The sequence below is a fragment of the Pseudomonas sp. B21-054 genome (assembly GCF_026016345.1).
In the GTDB taxonomy this organism is placed as follows: domain Bacteria; phylum Pseudomonadota; class Gammaproteobacteria; order Pseudomonadales; family Pseudomonadaceae; genus Aquipseudomonas.
Genome location: NZ_CP087204.1, coordinates 4,630,436 through 4,646,375, shown reverse-complemented (window position 1 = coordinate 4,646,375; position 15,940 = coordinate 4,630,436). Strand labels below are relative to the sequence as shown.

The following is a 15,940-nucleotide window of genomic DNA, read 5'->3' as shown; positions in this document are numbered from 1 at the left end:
GTGATCATAAAATCAAAGGTCACCACAGTTCCAAATGTGGGAGCGAGCTTGCTCGCGATATCGGAGAGTCAGTCAACATCAATGTGGTTGATCCACCGCAATCGCGAGCAAGCTCGCTCCCACAAGGGGCGGAGTCGCTTCAGCGCACCAGGCACGGCCGTTTGTTGTTAAACGTCCAGCCTGGAATCAGGTATTGCATCGCCACCGCATCATCCCGCGCGCCCAAGCCCATGCCTTTGTACAACTCATGGGCCTTGGCCAACTGATCCGTATCCAGCTCAATCCCCAAGCCCGGCTTTTTCGGTACCTGCACGCAGCCGCCCTGGATCTGCAACGGTGCCTTGGTCAGGCGCTGGCCGTCCTGCCAGATCCAGTGCGTGTCGATCGCGGTGATCTCGCCCGGTGCCGCAGCGGCCACGTGGGTGAACATCGCCAAGGAAATGTCGAAGTGGTTGTTGGAGTGCGAGCCCCAGGTCAGCCCCCATTCATTGCACATCTGCGCCACCCGCACAGATCCCTGCATGGTCCAGAAATGTGGGTCGGCCAGGGGGATGTCCACCGACTGCAAGGTGATGGCGTGGCCCATCTCGCGCCAGTCGGTGGCGATCATGTTGGTGGCGGTCTTGAGACCCGTGGCGCGACGGAATTCGGCCATGACCTCACGACCGGAATAGCCGTTCTCGGCGCCGCAAGGGTCTTCGGCATAGGCCAGCACCTTGTGTTGGTCGCGGCACAGGCGAATGGCCTCTTTCAGTGACCAGGCACCGTTCGGGTCCAGGGTGATGCGGGCCTGGGGAAAGCGCTCGGCCAATGCGGTGACCGCTTCGATCTCCGCGTCGCCCTGGAGCACGCCGCCCTTGAGCTTGAAATCCTGGAAGCCGTAGCGTGAATGGGCCGCCTCGGCCAGGCGCACCACGGCGTCGGCGTCCAGGGCCTTTTCGTGGCGCACGCGGAACCAGTCGTTGTCGGCGTCCGGCTCGCTGCGGTAGGGCAGGTCGGTCTGTTGGCGATCGCCGACATAAAACAGATAGCCGAGCATTTTCACTTCATCGCGTTGCTGGCCTTCGCCGAGCAGGGCGGCGACCGGTACGTCCAGGTGTTGACCCAGCAGGTCCAACAACGCCGCTTCCAGACCGGTCACCGCGTGGATGGTGATGCGCAGGTCGAAGGTCTGCAGGCCTCGGCCGCCGGCATCGCGGTCGGCGAACGCGTGGCGCACGGTGTTGAGAATCTTCTGGTACGTGCCGATGGGGCTGCCGACCACCAGCGAGCGGGCATCCTCGAGGGTCTGGCGAATGCGCTCGCCGCCAGGCACTTCGCCCACGCCGGTGTGGCCGGCGTTGTCCTTGAGAATAACGATATTACGGGTGAAAAACGGGCCATGGGCGCCACTGAGGTTCAGCAGCATGCCATCGTGACCGGCGACGGGGACGATCTGCATGCTGGTGATGATCGGGGCTTTGCTGGCTTCTGGGGTCGTCATGTGCGCTTATCCTTGATGATCAGACGTGACTGGCGGCAGGAGGGTTGGCCGGCGTCGTTGCAGACTTGGGTTTAGGCGTATTCCGTGCGGCGAACACGATGATCGCGGCGATGATCGAGGTGGCTGCCAGGCCATAGAGGCCGCCCTGGATGGAGCCGGTGTGCTCTTCCAGCAGGCCGAAGGTGGTGGGGGCGACGAACCCGCCGAGGTTGCCCACGGAGTTGATCAGCGCAATCACCCCGGCGGCGATCCGGGCGTCCAGGTAGGCCTGGGGAATCGGCCAGAACAGCGACGACGCGGATTTGAAACCCAGGGCCGCGAAGCAGATGGCGACGAAGGCGAAGATCGGCCCGCCGGTGGTGGACATGAACATCCCGGCTGCGGCGATCAACAAGGCCGTGGCGACCCAGGCCTGTTGGAACTTCCACTTGGCCGACAGCGAGGCGAAGGCGTACATGCCGACAATCGACAGCAGCCAGGGGATCGAGTTGAACAGCCCGACCTGGATATCGCTGAGCTCGCCCATCTTCTTGATGATGCTTGGCAGCCAGAAGGTGGCGGCATAAATCGTCAGCTGGATGAAGAAGTAGATCAGGCAGAACAGGATGATCTGGCGATCCTTGAGCAACTGACCGATGGACAGTTTGACCGGTGTGGCGGCTTCCCGGGCCCGTTGCTCATCGTCAATGGTCTTCACCAGTGCGTCCTGCTCCTCGCGACTCAGCCATTTGGCGTCGTGGGGCTTGGAGTCCAGCCAGAACCAGACGAAGACGCACAGGCAGACGGAGAACATCCCTTCGATGAAATACATCCACTGCCAGCCGTGCATACCCAGGCCGTTGATTTGCAGGAGCAACCCCGACAGCGGGCCGGAGATCAGCGATGCGATGGCCGAGCCGCTGAGGAAGATGGCGATGGCTTTGCCGCGTTCGACTCCCGGCAACCAGCGGGTGAAGTAATAGATCACCCCAGGAAAGAAGCCGGCCTCGGCCACGCCTAGCAGGAAGCGCAGGATGTAGAAGTGGGTTTCGTTCTGGATGAAGGCCATGGCCGCCGCCACCAGGCCCCAGGTGAGCATGATGCGAGTCAGCCAGATACGGGCGCCGATTCTTTGCAGCAGGATATTGGACGGGACTTCGAACAGCGCGTAGCCGACAAAGAACAGGCCGGCGCCTAAACCGTAGGCGGCGGCACCGATACCGAGGTCGTGCTCCATGTGGGCACGGACGAAGCCGATGTTCACGCGGTCGATGTAGTTGACGATAAACATGATGACGAACAGCGGCAGGATGTGGCGCTTGACCTTGGATATGGCCGACAGCAGCACCGGATCCGCGCCGGCATTCGCCTTGAGGCTGGATGTGTTCACTTGGTTTTTCTCCCACTCGTTATTTTTATGCGGGCATCGTGCAGGTGCCGATGTTGATAGACATCATACAACTTGGATTTTTTCGATGACAAGGGGTTTTTGATGACAATTGGAAAGGATGGTTGGATTGTTTATGCCGTATTTGCTGGGCTAATCGGATGATTTTTGGGTTTTATGGGGCGCAGCGGCCGTGCGAGGTGATGTCTATACTGTGCCACTGATAGAGGGAATGTCGGTCTAACTTGAGTGTTGTCATACAAGTTGATTGTCCACCCATGATCATTTCCAGTCCCACTGATGGTAGGATCGCTTAGCCTGTTTTCGAGGAACCCTGGCGATGCAAGACACTGAAACCCCGCTGCGCAAGCGCACCCACAACCTGGCCCATGAGTTGGTGGCGAAGCTCAGCCAGAGCATTCTGCTGGGGCAGTTGAAGCCGGGGGAGAAGCTGCCGTCGGAAGGGGCCATCGTGCAGGAGCATGGGGTCAGTCGTACGGTGGTGCGCGAGGCGATTTCCAAGCTGCAAGCCTCGGGACTGGTGGAAACCCGCCACGGCATCGGTACCTTTGTGCTGGAGCAGAGCGACGAGCCGGGGCTGCGCCTGAATGTCGACACCGCTGCCGGTGTGCGGGGCATCCTGGAGTTGCGCCTGGGCCTGGAAACCCAGGCCGCCGCCCTGGCCGCCCAGCGCCGTAGCGAGCAGCAGTTGCAGCAGATGCGCCAGGCGCTGGATGACTATCAGCGGTTGTTCAGCAACAACGACAGTTGCGTCGAAGCCGACCGGCGTTTCCATCTGCTCATCGCCGAGGCCACGAACAACACCTGCTTCGTCGAAATCATGCAGCACCTGGGCAGTGCGATGATTCCCAGGACCCGGGTCAATGTGGCCGAGCGCGGCCAGGCTGACCTCGGGAAGCTGGCGCAGCTCGCCAACCTCGAGCACGAGGCGATCCTCAATGCCATCAAGCGCCAAGACCCCGACGCCGCCCGCGCCGCCATGTGGCTGCACCTGACCAACAGCCGCGACCGGTTTGGTGCGCGGACCTGACAAATAATTTTCTGCTAAAAACAGTTCGGCAATCTGTCCTGGTTAGGCGAGCACCTCCCTCTGTGGCGAGGGGATTTATCCCCGTTGGGCTGCGAAGCGGCCCCAAACCAAGCAACTCGGTGTGTCAGGAAGGTTGAGTTCACTGCTTTCGGGCCGCTCCGCAGCCCAGCGGGGATAAATCCCCTCGCCACAATGGACCGCTCTGTCAGGTACACCGATGTTGACGACATGAAGGGCACCAGAGTCCGATCCGGCCAATCATGCGCAAAGCCAACAGGCAAAAAAACCGGCGCAACCGAAGTTGCGCCGGCGGTGTTGCCGATGGCTGCGCGGATGTTCGTGGGTCCGCACAACCACCGTTGAACACTTTGCCGGTCAGGCGCGTTCCAGCGCCAAGGCCACGCCCTGGCCGCCGCCGATGCACAGGGTGGCGAGGCCTTTCTTGGCGTCGCGCTTGATCATTTCATGCAGCAGCGACACCAGCACACGGCAGCCCGACGCACCGATGGGATGACCCAGGGCGATGGCGCCGCCGTTGACGTTGACCTTGTCCATGTCCCATTTCAGTTCCCGGGCCACAGCCAGCGACTGGGCGGCGAAGGCTTCGTTGGCTTCGATCAGGTCCAGTTGGTCCAGCGACCAGCCGGCCTTGTCCAGGCAGCGACGGGTGGCCGAGACCGGGCCGATGCCCATGATCGCCGGATCAACGCCGGCGTTGGCGTAGGCGCTGATTTTTGCCAGTACCGGGAGGCCCAGGGCTTTGGCTTTTTCGGCGCTCATCAGGATCACGGCGGCGGCGCCATCGTTGAGCGAGGACGCATTGCCCGCGGTGACGCTGCCGTCCTTCTTGAAGGCCGGCTTGAGCTTGCCCAGGGATTCGGCGGTGGTACCGGCGCGCGCCTGTTCGTCAGTGGCGAAGGCCACGGGATCGCCTTTGCGCTGGGGGATCAGGATCGGTGTGATCTCATCGGCAAACCGACCGCCCTCGATGGCGGCGACGGCTTTCTGCTGGGACGCGGCGGCAAAGGCATCCTGTTCTTCACGGCTGATACCGTACTTGTCCACCAGGTTCTCGGCGGTGATGCCCATGTGGTAATCGTTGAAGGCATCCCACAGGCCATCGGTGATCATGCTGTCGATCATCTTGGCGTGGCCCATGCGCAGGCCGGTGCGGGCGGCCGGCAACACGTACGGGGCCAGGCTCATGTTTTCCATGCCGCCGGCAATGATGACCTCGGCGTCACCGCAACGAATTGCCTGGGCGCCCAGGTGCAACGCCTTGAGCCCCGAACCACAGACTTTGTTCAGGGTCAGCGCCGGCACCGCATGGGGCAGGCCGGCGAGGATCGACGCCTGGCGCGCCGGGTTTTGCCCGGAACCTGCGGTCAGCACTTGGCCGAGGATCACTTCATCGACCTGCTCGCCGGACAGACCGGTTTGCTCCAGCAGGCGCCGAATCACCGCTGCACCGAGCTCCGGCGCGGGAATGGAAGCCAGCGAACCCTGGAAACTGCCAATGGCGGTCCGGGTGGCGGCGACAATCACGACTTCTTGCATCGAATCTCTCCTCACTGGGCAGTGAACTGCATTTCAGGCACATGGTCCGGCACGATCAACTTGCCGGCGGTCTTGGCGACGATTTCCTCGACGCTGACACCCGGGGCACGTTCTTTCAGGATGAAGGCGCCGTCCTGGATTTCCAGGTAGGCCAGGTCGGTCAACACGCGCTTGATGCAACCGGCGCCGGTCAGCGGCAGGCTGCAACGGGGCAGCAGTTTCGACTCGCCGTCCTTGGACGCGTGGGTCATGGTGACGATGATGTTCTCGGCGCCGGCCACCAGGTCCATCGCGCCGCCCATGCCCTTGACCAGCTTGCCAGGGATCATCCACGAGGCAATGTTACCTTCGACGTCCACTTCGAACGCGCCAAGCACCGTCAGGTCGATGTGACCGCCGCGGATCATGGCAAACGATTCGGCCGAGGAGAAGATCGAGGCGCCAATGCGCGCGGTGACGGTCTGCTTGCCGGCGTTGATCATGTCGGCATCGACTTCGGCTTCGGTGGGGAATGCGCCCATGCCGAGCAAGCCGTTTTCCGATTGCAGCATGACTTCCATGCCTTCGGGGATGTAGTTGGCGACCAGGGTCGGAATGCCGATGCCCAGGTTCACGTAGTAGCCGTCCTGCATTTCGCGGGCGACGCGTTGAGCCATTTGTTCGCGGGAAAGTGCCATGTTCTTATTCCTTCATTCGGGCCGGGGGCAGGGGATCACTTACGCACGGTGCGCTGTTCGATGCGTTTTTCGAACGTGCCGCAAATGACCCGGTCGACGTAGATGCCAGGGGTGTGGATCTGCGTCGGGTCCAGCTCGCCGGGTTCGACGATTTCTTCGACTTCCACCACGGTGATCTTGCCCGCCGTGGCGGCCAGCGGATTGAAGTTCTGCGCGGTGTGGCGATAAATCACGTTGCCGAAATGGTCGGCCTTCCAGCCTTTGACGATGGCGAAGTCGCCGGTGATGGATTCTTCCATCAGGTACTGGCGGCCATGGAATTCACGTACTTCCTTGCCTTCGGCCACTGGCGTGCCGACGCCCGTGGCGGTGAAGAACGCGGGGATGCCGGCGCCACCGGCGCGCATTTTTTCGGCGAGGGTGCCTTGGGGGGTGAGCACGACTTCGATTTCGCCGCTCAGCAGTTGCTGCTCAAAGAGGGCGTTTTCGCCGACATAGGAAGCGACCACCTTGCGGATCTGCCGGTCTTCCAGCAGCACACCGAGGCCGAAGCCGTCGACGCCGCAGTTATTGGACACCACCGTGAGGTCGCGGATGCCCTTGCGCTTGATCTCGGCGATCAGGTTTTCCGGGATGCCACAGAGGCCGAAGCCGCCGGCGATCACGGTCATGCCGTCCTTCAAGCCTTCCAGCGCTTCTTCATAAGAACTCACGCGTTTGTCGAAACCTGCCATAGACACCTCTTTTATTCTTGATGGGGTCGCAATGAAATGCAGTGTTGCGCCAAGTCATATATTTGTTAAGTTGATTTTTAGGTTGAATTGATTGATAAAACTCAACAGTCGCCGCCATCCACTTGCGGCTCGAAACTTACGGCTTGCCGCTGGAGCGAAGCGATCCCCATGACCCTCAAGCAAGTCCGCGCGTTCCTTGCCGTGGCCCAGAGCCTGAGCTTCGCCGTGGCGTGCGAGCGCCTGCATCTGTCCCAATCGGCCCTGAGCCTGACGATCAAGGCCCTGGAAGAAGGCCTGGGTGGCCGTCTGTTCAGCCGCAATACCCGCAACGTGGCGCTGACGCCCGAAGGTGAATCCTTGTTGCCACTGGCCCGACGGCTGGTTGCCGATTGGGACAATGCCGAGGATGAAATGCGCCAACGTTTCACCTTGCAGCGCGGTCGCGTGACGTTGGCGGCGATGCCTTCGTTCGCGGGCAACCTGCTGCCACCGATCCTCAAGACCTTCCGCGCCCGCTTTCCGAATGTCAATGTCACGGTCAACGATGTGATCAATGAACAGGTGCTGGAAATGGTGCGGGACCGGCATGTCGAGCTGGGCGTGGCGTTCGAGCCGATGCAGAGTTCGTCCCTGGCCTTCACTGCGTTGTACCTGGATCGTTTTGTCGCGGTGGTGCCGCTGGATTCACCGTTGGCCCGACTCGGCGAAATCAAGTGGCAGGCCTTGTTGGAACAGCCGTTCATTACCCTGCAGCGGCCGTCCACCGTCCGCGTGATGCTTGAAGAGCACCTGCAGGCACGGGGGATGAAACTGCCCGTGGAATTCGAGAGCCATCAATTGGCGACCGTCGGCCGGATGGTCGCCAGTGGGTTGGGCGTCAGCGCGGTGCCGGCGCTGTGTATCGGGCAGATGCATGAGCTGGGGGCTCGGTGCATTACGTTGAGCGATCCAGTGATCGAACGGGCCATCGGAGTGCTGACCAAGCCGGGGCATGAACTCTCTGCGGCGGCGCAGGCGCTGTTCGATACGCTCAGGGATCAGGAGTTGGGCACGTTGACCGCAGGCCAGCACTGACCCTGTGAGAGTGATGGCCCTGTGGGAGCGAGCTTGCTCGCGATGGCGGTGTGTCAGTCAACATCAATGCTGGCTGATCCGACGCCATCGCGAGCAAGCTCGCTCCCACAAGGGGTCCGGGTGTTGCTAAAACGGGTGTTGTGTCAGCAATGGCAGTAATTGCTCACACGGCTCTTCAAGCTTGAGGTCCAGCAACTCATCGGCCCGGGTCTTGCCTCGGTTGATCGCCAGCAGCGGCTTGCCCTGGTCCTTGATGGCCCGGCACAGGCGAAATGCCGAATACGCCATCAGCGACGAACCCACCACCAGCAGGCCGTCGGCTTGCTCGACGGCTTGCATGGCGCGGGTCGCGGTGAGGGGGGCGACGTTCTCGCCGAAAAACACCACGTCGGGTTTCAACCGTTCGCCGCCGCAATGGGGGCAATGGGGCACTTGGAAGCGTGCCTCGAACGCCGGGTCCAGCAGGGTGTCGCCGTCGGGCGCCTGCACGGCGTCGACACCGGCCAGGTAAGGATTCTGCGCTTCCATCAACAACTGGATCTGCTGCCGTTCGCTGCGCTGGTCGCAATCCAGGCACAGCACGCGGTGCAGGCTGCCGTGGAGTTCGATGACGTCCTGGCTGCCGGCCTGATCATGCAGCGTATCGACATTCTGGGTGATCAACCCGGTGATGCGCTGCTGCGCCTGCAATTGGGCCAAGGCTTCATGGGCCACGTTCGGCCGGGCCTGCCTCACCCGTGGCCAGCCCAGCATCGCCCGTGCCCAATAGCGTCGGCGGGCCTCGGCCTGGGCGAGGAATTCCTGGTACATCATCGGCTGTCGACCCCGGCGCACGCCGTCGCGGTCGCGGTAGTCGGGAATGCCCGAGGGCGTGCTGATGCCAGCCCCAGTGAGCACCAGGAAACGACGCCCGGCCATGTGCTCCAGCAACTGATCGAGCGGTTCGAGGTGAAGGTCGTCGGGCATTGGGTGTCTCCGTTGGCCTGGAGCCGTTGAGGTTAGCACTCCAATCGGGCAGGGAAACCGTTGCCGCGCCTTTCGTCGCCCTGGCCTGTGGTCTTTTCAAACTTTCCCCGGCGCCGTGATATCCACCTTTATGTGCGGGACTTCGGTTGCCGAGAAGAGGAGACCTATGAACAAGACCACCGGTGAAGTACGGGCCATCAATCGACAGAGTGCAATGGTGGGGGTGTATGTGGCGCAGGAGGACGGCCATACCGTGCTCGAACTGAGTTCGGCCAACGACATCGACATTGGCGACATCCTCGAATGGAACAGCGGCACGGCCTTGGGCACGCAGTCCTATCACAACCTGACCAAAGGTTGGACCGCCGATGTGTACGTGGCCAATCACGGCGTTGCGGCGGCGAATCTCGAGGTCCAGCTGATGGTCGGGTCTTCCTGACGACGCCTGCGACCCCTTATCCCGGGAGAAAGAGCATGAGCGAATTAAAGTGCGGTTGCCCCGATTGCCAGTGTGAGGTCGATCCGCAACGGGTTTTCAATCACGACGGCGAGGCTTACTGCAGCCAAGCCTGTGCCGAACAACACCCCAATGGTGAGCCGTGTCCGGCGCCAGACTGCCATTGCGAACGCAGTGGCAAGGTGGGCGAGCGGGACGTCACCAATAAGCAGCTGGACGACGCGCTGGAGGAAACGTTTCCGGCCAGTGATCCGATCTCACCTTGACTTTGGCAGACAGCGTGGAAAGACACGCACTGATTTGCAATAAGTCTTTGCTCGATTATTTAAGATAATTTATTAAGTGCCGCTTATTTGATAGGACTTCATGAATGGATCTGTAAGTTATGACCGTTCGTCGCTGCTCACGGATTTTATTTAAAACCTTATTCGCGGCAGGTTTTCCCAATAACACGAGCCAGTGAGGCTCGTTTTCAACTTTAACTAACGAGGTGAATGAAATGGCTAACACAGGAAATAACAATCCTGGCAATTTCGCTAACGATCGTGACAAGGCATCGGAAGCCGGGAAAAAAGGTGGGCAAGCGTCCGGCGGTAATTTTGCCAATAACCCGGAACGCGCCTCCGAAGCAGGGCGCAAGGGTGGTCAGGCATCGGGCGGCAACTTTGCCAACGACCCTGGACGTGCTGCAGAAGCTGGCCGCAAAGGCGGGCAAGCGTCGGGTGGTAATTTTGCCAACGATCCTGAGCGCGCCTCGGAAGCGGGCCGCAAAGGGGGCCAAGCGTCGGGTGGCAACTTTGCCAACGATCGGGAAAAGGCCTCCGAAGCCGGTAGGAAGGGCGGAGAAAACAGCCGTGGTGGCGGTCGTGATTCGTAATGCCCGATGACCTGGCAGGCCCCGTGCCCATGGCATGGGGCCCCTAGGGTTTATATAACCCATTGTGCCAGGCCAGCGTATAGAAAGTTGTCCTGTTATATATGGCGAAATGATCGGTGAAAGTTAAGTCAATGACCGTTCGTCTCGCTTGTTGGGTAGAAGATAAATAACGTTTCCTTAACTTCTTCTTGTCCTTGTGAGCCTGTTACCAGCAGTGCTCTCATTCCGTGTGCCTTGAACGAGGGATTTAATCATGTTCCTGCATAACAAGAGACTGCAATACACCGTCCGCGTTGCGGAACCCAATCCAGGACTGGCCAACCTGTTACTTGAACAGTTCGGTGGGGCCCAGGGTGAGCTGGCGGCGGCGTCACGCTACTTCACCCAGGCCTTGTCCGAGGACGATCCAGGCCGCAAGGATCTGCTGATGGACATCGCCACCGAGGAACTCAGCCATCTGGAAGTCATCGGTTCGATCATTGTGATGCTGAACAAAGGTGCCAAGGGCAAGATGGCCGAGGGCGTGGAAAAGGAGGGCCAGTTGTACCGGGACATCAACGGTGCCGGCAATGATTCCCACATCACCAGCCTCCTGTATGGCGCCGGCTCGCCATTGACCAACTCCGCCGGTGTGCCCTGGACCGCCGCCTACGTAGATACCATCGGCGAGCCGACAGCGGATATGCGTTCAAATATCGCGGCCGAGGCGCGGGCGAAAATCGTCTACGAGCGCTTGATGAATGTCACGGATGATCCCGGTGTCAAAGAGGCGCTGGGCTTCTTGATGACCCGTGAAATCGCCCACCAGCTGTCGTTCGAAAAAGCCCTGCACTCGATCCAGCCCAATTTCCCCCAAGGCAAATTGCCGGGCATGCCGGAGTTCACCAACGTGTACTTCAACATGTCCCAGGGCGAACCTAGCGTGCGCGGCCCATGGAATCAGGGCGACGATTGGGAGTTCGTCGAAAATCCAGCGCCGGCAGTGGATGGCGGCGATGGCCTGGCCAGCGTCCAGCTGAGTGAAAAAGACGAAGCGCTGCTGATGGACATGAAGGCACGGACGATGTCCAACCCGCAGAGCAACCCCACCACGGGTGCCGACTTGGGTTCGGGGATGCAAGGTGACAAACTGTAAACAACGGCGAGGGGGGTAACTCCCTCGCCTGAACTTTCCGTCTGATCGTTCCCGCCATGCAACGATCAGACTAGCCATGCCCGCAGAGCATTAAGGACATTCGATGGACCAGCCCACTTCCCGGATCCGATCCCCCTGGCGTACCTGGCTGGGTCCTGTGCAAAACAACCTGCTGCTGGGGGTGAGTTTCTGGCTGGGGCTGGCGGTGATAACCGCGTTGTTACTCTACAGCGGCTACAACGCCTTGGTCGGTGCTGATCGGAACAATCTGGGTTACGCGGTCCTGGGCGGCACGTCCGGTTTCGCCGCCACGGCCTTGGGCGCATTGATGGCGGTGGTGCTGCGGGACATCTCGTCACGCACCCAGGACATCATGCTGGGTTTCGCCGCCGGCATGATGCTCGCCGCCAGCTCTTTCTCACTGATCCTGCCGGGCATCGAAGCCGCGCAGGTGATTTGTGGCAATCAGTTGCTGGCCGCGTTTGTCGTCGTGGTCGGCCTGGGCCTGGGTGTGGCCCTGATGATCGGCCTCGACCGTTTCGTGCCCCACGAACACGAGTTGAGTGGGCGGCGCGGTCCCGAGGTGGAGCGCATTAACCGTGTGTGGCTGTTCGTACTCGCCATCACCTTGCACAACCTGCCGGAAGGCATGGCCATCGGCGTCAGTTTTGCCGATGGCGATTTCAAGGTCGGCTTGCCGCTGACCACTGCCATCGCCATCCAGGACATTCCCGAAGGACTGGCCATTGCCATGGCGCTGCGGGTGACGGGCATCAGCACCCTGCGCGCGGCATTGATTGCGGTGGGCTCCGGGCTGATGGAGCCGCTGGGGGCGGTGATTGGCCTGGGCATGTCGTCGGGTGTCGCCGTCGCGTACCCCATCAGCCTCGGGTTGGCGGCGGGGGCGATGATCTTCGTGGTGTCCCACGAAGTGATTCCCGAGACCCACCGCAACGGCCATGAAACCCCGGCGACGCTGGGCTTGATGATGGGGTTTGCGGTGATGATGTTCCTTGACACGGCGCTGGGTTGAAAGACTCACCGATACCCTCCGTCAACGTTTCGACAAATGTCTGGAACATCCGAAATTTTCTCCGGTTCAGTGTTGATGACATGACGCCTCTCCCGGTTTGATCACCCTATGTGCTCAAGGCCGGATGGGTTGAATTAGCGAGGTATACTCAACCCCGTGGATGGCATGAATCCGGGGTGGCGCAATCGTGCTGCGTTCGCTGATGTTGGCCGTTGTGCTCGTTCTGGCGGGGTGCGCCACGCCACAGCTCGGCCAACCGACCGCCACGGTGATGATTGCCCAGGACACTTGGCGACAGGTGGACCAGCAGCTCATCGCTGCATCGAAAAGCGCCGTCGAACAGGCGGCACTCTACGCCCGCGGATCGATGGAGCATTGGCGCGTGTTGGTCTATGAGCGCACCGAGGTTGAATTCATCCCCTGGTTCAGCAGCTATTGGACCCAGGAGTGGCTGGCGGTGAAGGTCAGTTGGTACGCCGCCAGCGCCGAGGGCGAGACGGATTCCTCGGCCAGGCGCCTGGCGGCTTACCTGCAGGAACAATATCGCGAGCAGGTGCTGGAACCGGTGGCGGTGGAAATCGATCCCGAGGCGATCAGGGCCAATGCCATAGGCTACTACCTGCGCCAGCTCAATCAGCAGGTTCAGGTCATCGCCCTGCGGCATCGCATCCCGAACGAACTGATGAGCCGACGCCTGCACGGCATCCCGGCCATCCGCCTCGGGCCGCCAGCGGCGCGTGACGCTTCGTTGTACGAGATGGTCCACACCGAACCGTTGAACACCCTGCCGGCCTATGCGGCCCTGATCGATCACGTCAACAAGGCTGCAACCACAGGCGCCGGACCCTCGGAGGCGGTGATCGCCATGGTGGCGCAACGCACCAGCGAAAAAATCGAGGCCCAGTTCGCCACGCGTGGGGCAACCGGTGCGGCGGCGGCCGTGGCTGGGAAGGCGGCGGGAGCGTTGATCTCGGTGGGCGTGGCGGGCATTCGCGCGATCATCCACGAGGGCGAGCGGCCGGAAATGGAGGCGCAGATCCGCAAAAGCCTGAGCGCCGCTTTCGACGAGGCCTGGTTCAAGTCGCTCAAGCATCCCCTCAGCGGGGTGATGGCACCGGTTTACTACCTGGACGAAGAAATAGAAAGCAATCTGGTGGAGGCGGATCTGGCCAATCGAGCACTGGTGCTGCCGGATATCAAGCCGTGACGGGGTGGGGTCATTCTGGCCCGAGGGTGACGCGGCAACCCTTGCGATGGCGGATCTGTTCGTCCGTGGGGCGCTCTTTTACGAACTCGAAGCGGGGTTCACCTTCGCTGTAAATCACCAGCCAGCCCCATTCCAGCTCACTTTCGTCCTGTCCGGGCCTGGGCGGCGAGGCCCACCAGGGTTCTTTCTGCATGATCTGACGCATGGTGTCCCTCCTGCCGTTTGATCCTCTCAACTATAGACTGCTCGATTTCGCCACAAGACCTTGTTTGATGGGGCAGTGTGCTCTGACGCCGCTCATCAGCGTCTAGCGTCTGTATCCCCGCACTCGAACGGGGAATGATTGGACCCGCGCATATGCAAGCACTGTTGAACGAGATCCTCGATGCGGTTCGCCCCCTGATCGGTCAGGGCAAGGTGGCCGATTACATTCCGGCCCTGGGCACCGTGGTGCCTAATCAGCTGGGCATTGCCGTGTACGGCAACGACGGCGAGATGTATTGCGCAGGCGACGCCGATACGGCGTTTTCGGTGCAGAGTATTTCCAAGGTGTTCAGCCTGGTGCAGGCCATTGGGCATTCCGGCGAAGCGATCTGGGAGCGTCTGGGCCATGAGCCATCCGGCCAGCCGTTCAACTCCCTGGTGCAGCTGGAATTCGAGCGCGGCCGGCCACGCAACCCGTTCATCAACGCCGGCGCCTTGGTGATCTGCGATATCAATCAGTCGCGTTTCGCCGCCCCTGCGTTGTCGATGCGCGATTTCGTGCGGCGTCTGTCAGGCAACCCGCAAGTGATGGTGGACGGCAAGGTCGCCGAGTCGGAATACCAGCACCGCGCCCGCAACGCTGCGATGGCCTACTTGATGCAGTCCTTCGGCAACTTCCATAACGACGTGGAGGCGGTACTGCGCAGTTATTTCAGCCACTGCGCCCTGCGGATGAGCTGCATCGACCTGGCCCGGGCCTTCTGCTTCCTGGCCAACGACGGATTCTGCAAGCACAGTGGCGAACAGATCCTCAGTGCGCGGCAGACCCAGCAGGTCAATTCCATCATGGCCACCAGCGGGCTGTATGACGAGGCCGGAAATTTCGCCTATCGCGTGGGCCTGCCTGGCAAGAGTGGGGTGGGCGGCGGAATCGTCGCCGTAGTGCCGGGACGCTTCACGGTGTGCGTCTGGTCGCCTGAACTCAATGCCGCCGGCAACTCTCTGGCCGGCATGGCGGCCTTGGAATTGCTCAGCCAGCGGATCGGTTGGTCGGTGTTTTAGTGTCCTGTATCACAAATACTGTTCCTTTTTGACGGCGTCTGTTGTCGTCATGCTGCGTTGCCGCTCCTCGCCATAGCGGGCTATGACTCGTCGCGGCGCCTTGCCTGACGACAACAGCCACTCGTCAAAAAAGGAACGTATTTGCGAAACAGGACACTAGGCCCCACGAAAAAGGGCCCGTTCCTGATTGAGGAACGGGCCCTTTTCATTCAAGTGCAATCAGCAGAGGCGGTCGATGACCCGCACTTGCGAGGTGTTCTGCATCGACTCCCAAGCCTGGGTCAGCGTTTGCAGGACGCGTCCCATGAAGTCCTTGTCCGCGGCGGCCTTCTTGCCGACGTAGCCCTGGCCGCGACGGTACATCTTCAGCCGGGCGCACAGGTCTTGTGTGTTCTTTTCGAACTCGTCTTCCTGGGTGTAGGGAGACAGGCAGTCCATATGCACCTGGCCAGTCTTGCTGATCCACAGGATATGGCTGTCGAGTGTGTCTTTGTGCGCTGCGAACATGCGAGCCAGTTCATCAATAGATGGTTGATTATTCAGATTCATGTGTAAGCCCCTTGACCATTTGGTTGATCTGTCTGGTGGTTCGCAAAAACTTCGCTTCTCGGTAAGTGCCTGCCTGCTACCGAAACCAGGCCGTCAGCGTTCGTCCGTCGAACTTCGACGGGGTCGTGCATCGGTTGTGTAGTGTTATCGAAGGGCTGCTACGCAAATGCGCTACAACGAAGAGAAACAGCGAAGAATCGTCAGGCATTGTCAACTTTCGAGGGTCGACCACGCGCGTCATGAGGATCTTCGCCGACGTTTCTCGTCCTTGTTACCGGACGGTCAGGCCAGGTCAGCACCTTCAATCTGCCTTGTGGGCAGTCCCTTATCCAAAAAACAGCTCGGCGGTCAGACGAGCTTGCTCAAACAGTTGCCTGTACTCCCGATCGGGGAGACGTCTGCATCATGCAAGGGCAAATCGGAGGCGTCAACGGTTTTGTAGTGATTATTTTTGATCACTACATATTGTCGGACAAAACGGTTTGGGTATGAAAAATGGCTGAGAAGC

Annotated in this window: 17 protein-coding genes; 9 read left to right on the top strand and 8 right to left on the bottom strand. The window is 60.7% G+C overall.

Translation table 11 applies throughout. The features are described from left to right. Window positions 1-139: 139 nt before the first annotated feature. Together gudD and LOY70_RS20010 are read right to left on the bottom strand one after the other, a co-directional pair. Entirely contained in the window at window positions 140-1,483 is a 1,344-nt protein-coding gene (gene gudD / locus LOY70_RS20015; RefSeq protein ID WP_123343130.1) for a glucarate dehydratase, read from the bottom strand. 19 nt (window positions 1,484-1,502) lie between these two features. Continuing rightward, window positions 1,503-2,852, bottom strand: a complete 1,350-nt coding sequence (locus LOY70_RS20010; protein ID WP_265029046.1) for an MFS transporter — start codon at window positions 2,850-2,852, stop codon at window positions 1,503-1,505. 337 nt (window positions 2,853-3,189) lie between these two features. Here LOY70_RS20010 and LOY70_RS20005 point away from each other — a divergent pair, with 337 nt between their 5' ends. Continuing rightward, a complete protein-coding gene (locus LOY70_RS20005; protein WP_265029045.1) occupies window positions 3,190-3,900 on the top strand; it encodes a FadR/GntR family transcriptional regulator in 711 nt (236 codons plus the stop codon). Window positions 3,901-4,275: 375 nt separating this feature from the next. Here the strand turns inward: LOY70_RS20005 and LOY70_RS20000 are convergent, their stop codons facing one another. The 3 genes from LOY70_RS20000 to LOY70_RS19990 are packed head-to-tail and all read right to left on the bottom strand — an operon-like array spanning window position 4,276 to window position 6,868. Next, complete coding sequence (locus LOY70_RS20000; RefSeq protein WP_265029044.1) at window positions 4,276-5,457, bottom strand: acetyl-CoA C-acetyltransferase; 1,182 nt, start codon at window positions 5,455-5,457, stop codon at window positions 4,276-4,278. A gap of 11 nt (window positions 5,458-5,468) precedes the next feature. Further along, entirely contained in the window at window positions 5,469-6,134 is a 666-nt protein-coding gene (locus LOY70_RS19995) for a CoA transferase subunit B (protein ID WP_207966691.1), read from the bottom strand. A 35-nt stretch (window positions 6,135-6,169) separates the two neighbouring features. Continuing rightward, window positions 6,170-6,868, bottom strand: a complete 699-nt coding sequence (locus LOY70_RS19990) for a CoA transferase subunit A (RefSeq protein WP_063322042.1) — start codon at window positions 6,866-6,868, stop codon at window positions 6,170-6,172. Between the two features lie 168 nt (window positions 6,869-7,036). Here LOY70_RS19990 and LOY70_RS19985 point away from each other — a divergent pair, with 168 nt between their 5' ends. Beyond that, window positions 7,037-7,942, top strand: coding sequence for a LysR family transcriptional regulator (locus LOY70_RS19985; protein ID WP_265029043.1), 906 nt, complete (start codon window positions 7,037-7,039; stop codon window positions 7,940-7,942). A gap of 126 nt (window positions 7,943-8,068) precedes the next feature. On the opposite strand, the gene LOY70_RS19980 is transcribed toward LOY70_RS19985, so the two are convergent. Next, window positions 8,069-8,908, bottom strand: a complete 840-nt coding sequence (locus LOY70_RS19980; RefSeq protein WP_265029042.1) for an NAD-dependent protein deacetylase — start codon at window positions 8,906-8,908, stop codon at window positions 8,069-8,071. A 166-nt stretch (window positions 8,909-9,074) separates the two neighbouring features. On the opposite strand from LOY70_RS19980, the gene LOY70_RS19975 reads away from it, so the two are divergent. The 6 genes from LOY70_RS19975 to LOY70_RS19950 all read left to right on the top strand — a co-directional run bounded on the left by LOY70_RS19975 (window position 9,075) and on the right by LOY70_RS19950 (window position 13,617). Beyond that, window positions 9,075-9,347 carry a hypothetical protein gene (locus LOY70_RS19975; RefSeq protein ID WP_265029041.1) on the top strand — a complete coding sequence of 91 codons (273 nt, stop codon included), beginning with the start codon at window positions 9,075-9,077 and terminating at the stop codon, window positions 9,345-9,347. A 35-nt stretch (window positions 9,348-9,382) separates the two neighbouring features. Further along, on the top strand, window positions 9,383-9,631 hold the full coding sequence (locus tag LOY70_RS19970) for a metallothionein (RefSeq protein ID WP_123413183.1): 249 nt from the start codon (window positions 9,383-9,385) through the stop codon (window positions 9,629-9,631). 233 nt (window positions 9,632-9,864) lie between these two features. Further along, complete coding sequence (locus tag LOY70_RS19965) at window positions 9,865-10,242, top strand: general stress protein (RefSeq protein WP_265029040.1); 378 nt, start codon at window positions 9,865-9,867, stop codon at window positions 10,240-10,242. A 253-nt stretch (window positions 10,243-10,495) separates the two neighbouring features. Then, complete coding sequence (locus LOY70_RS19960; RefSeq protein WP_265029039.1) at window positions 10,496-11,377, top strand: manganese catalase family protein; 882 nt, start codon at window positions 10,496-10,498, stop codon at window positions 11,375-11,377. A 103-nt stretch (window positions 11,378-11,480) separates the two neighbouring features. Then, the gene (locus LOY70_RS19955) at window positions 11,481-12,410 is read left to right on the top strand and encodes a ZIP family metal transporter (RefSeq protein WP_265029038.1); all 930 of its coding nucleotides are present in this window, start codon (window positions 11,481-11,483) and stop codon (window positions 12,408-12,410) included. 187 nt (window positions 12,411-12,597) lie between these two features. Next, the gene (locus tag LOY70_RS19950) at window positions 12,598-13,617 is read left to right on the top strand and encodes a hypothetical protein (RefSeq protein WP_265029037.1); all 1,020 of its coding nucleotides are present in this window, start codon (window positions 12,598-12,600) and stop codon (window positions 13,615-13,617) included. A gap of 10 nt (window positions 13,618-13,627) precedes the next feature. Here the strand turns inward: LOY70_RS19950 and LOY70_RS19945 are convergent, their stop codons facing one another. Further along, window positions 13,628-13,822 carry a hypothetical protein gene (locus LOY70_RS19945; protein ID WP_025214578.1) on the bottom strand — a complete coding sequence of 65 codons (195 nt, stop codon included), beginning with the start codon at window positions 13,820-13,822 and terminating at the stop codon, window positions 13,628-13,630. A 152-nt stretch (window positions 13,823-13,974) separates the two neighbouring features. Here LOY70_RS19945 and glsB point away from each other — a divergent pair, with 152 nt between their 5' ends. Further along, window positions 13,975-14,883: a glutaminase B gene (gene glsB, locus LOY70_RS19940; RefSeq protein WP_265029036.1), complete on the top strand. Its 909-nt coding sequence runs from the start codon at window positions 13,975-13,977 to the stop codon at window positions 14,881-14,883. 219 nt (window positions 14,884-15,102) lie between these two features. Here the strand turns inward: glsB and LOY70_RS19935 are convergent, their stop codons facing one another. Further along, window positions 15,103-15,432, bottom strand: a complete 330-nt coding sequence (locus LOY70_RS19935) for a hypothetical protein (protein ID WP_265029035.1) — start codon at window positions 15,430-15,432, stop codon at window positions 15,103-15,105. Between the last annotated feature and the right edge of the window lie 508 nt (window positions 15,433-15,940).

Bases quoted from the DNA above. Each gene is read 5' to 3' on its own strand.
- LOY70_RS19990 (WP_063322042.1), bottom strand. From the start codon at position 6,868: ATGGCAGGTTTCGACAAACGCGTGAGTTCTTATGAAGAAGCGCTGGAA.
- LOY70_RS19985 (WP_265029043.1), top strand. From the start codon at position 7,037: ATGACCCTCAAGCAAGTCCGCGCGTTCCTTGCCGTGGCCCAGAGCCTG.
- LOY70_RS19980 (WP_265029042.1), bottom strand. From the start codon at position 8,908: ATGCCCGACGACCTTCACCTCGAACCGCTCGATCAGTTGCTGGAGCAC.
- LOY70_RS19965 (WP_265029040.1), top strand. From the start codon at position 9,865: ATGGCTAACACAGGAAATAACAATCCTGGCAATTTCGCTAACGATCGT.
- LOY70_RS19960 (WP_265029039.1), top strand. From the start codon at position 10,496: ATGTTCCTGCATAACAAGAGACTGCAATACACCGTCCGCGTTGCGGAA.
- LOY70_RS20000 (WP_265029044.1), bottom strand. From the start codon at position 5,457: ATGCAAGAAGTCGTGATTGTCGCCGCCACCCGGACCGCCATTGGCAGT.
- glsB (WP_265029036.1), top strand. From the start codon at position 13,975: ATGCAAGCACTGTTGAACGAGATCCTCGATGCGGTTCGCCCCCTGATC.
- LOY70_RS19935 (WP_265029035.1), bottom strand. From the start codon at position 15,432: ATGAATCTGAATAATCAACCATCTATTGATGAACTGGCTCGCATGTTC.
- LOY70_RS19970 (WP_123413183.1), top strand. From the start codon at position 9,383: ATGAGCGAATTAAAGTGCGGTTGCCCCGATTGCCAGTGTGAGGTCGAT.
- LOY70_RS19995 (WP_207966691.1), bottom strand. From the start codon at position 6,134: ATGGCACTTTCCCGCGAACAAATGGCTCAACGCGTCGCCCGCGAAATG.
- LOY70_RS19975 (WP_265029041.1), top strand. From the start codon at position 9,075: ATGAACAAGACCACCGGTGAAGTACGGGCCATCAATCGACAGAGTGCA.
- LOY70_RS19945 (WP_025214578.1), bottom strand. From the start codon at position 13,822: ATGCGTCAGATCATGCAGAAAGAACCCTGGTGGGCCTCGCCGCCCAGG.
- LOY70_RS19955 (WP_265029038.1), top strand. From the start codon at position 11,481: ATGGACCAGCCCACTTCCCGGATCCGATCCCCCTGGCGTACCTGGCTG.
- LOY70_RS20005 (WP_265029045.1), top strand. From the start codon at position 3,190: ATGCAAGACACTGAAACCCCGCTGCGCAAGCGCACCCACAACCTGGCC.
- gudD (WP_123343130.1), bottom strand. From the start codon at position 1,483: ATGACGACCCCAGAAGCCAGCAAAGCCCCGATCATCACCAGCATGCAG.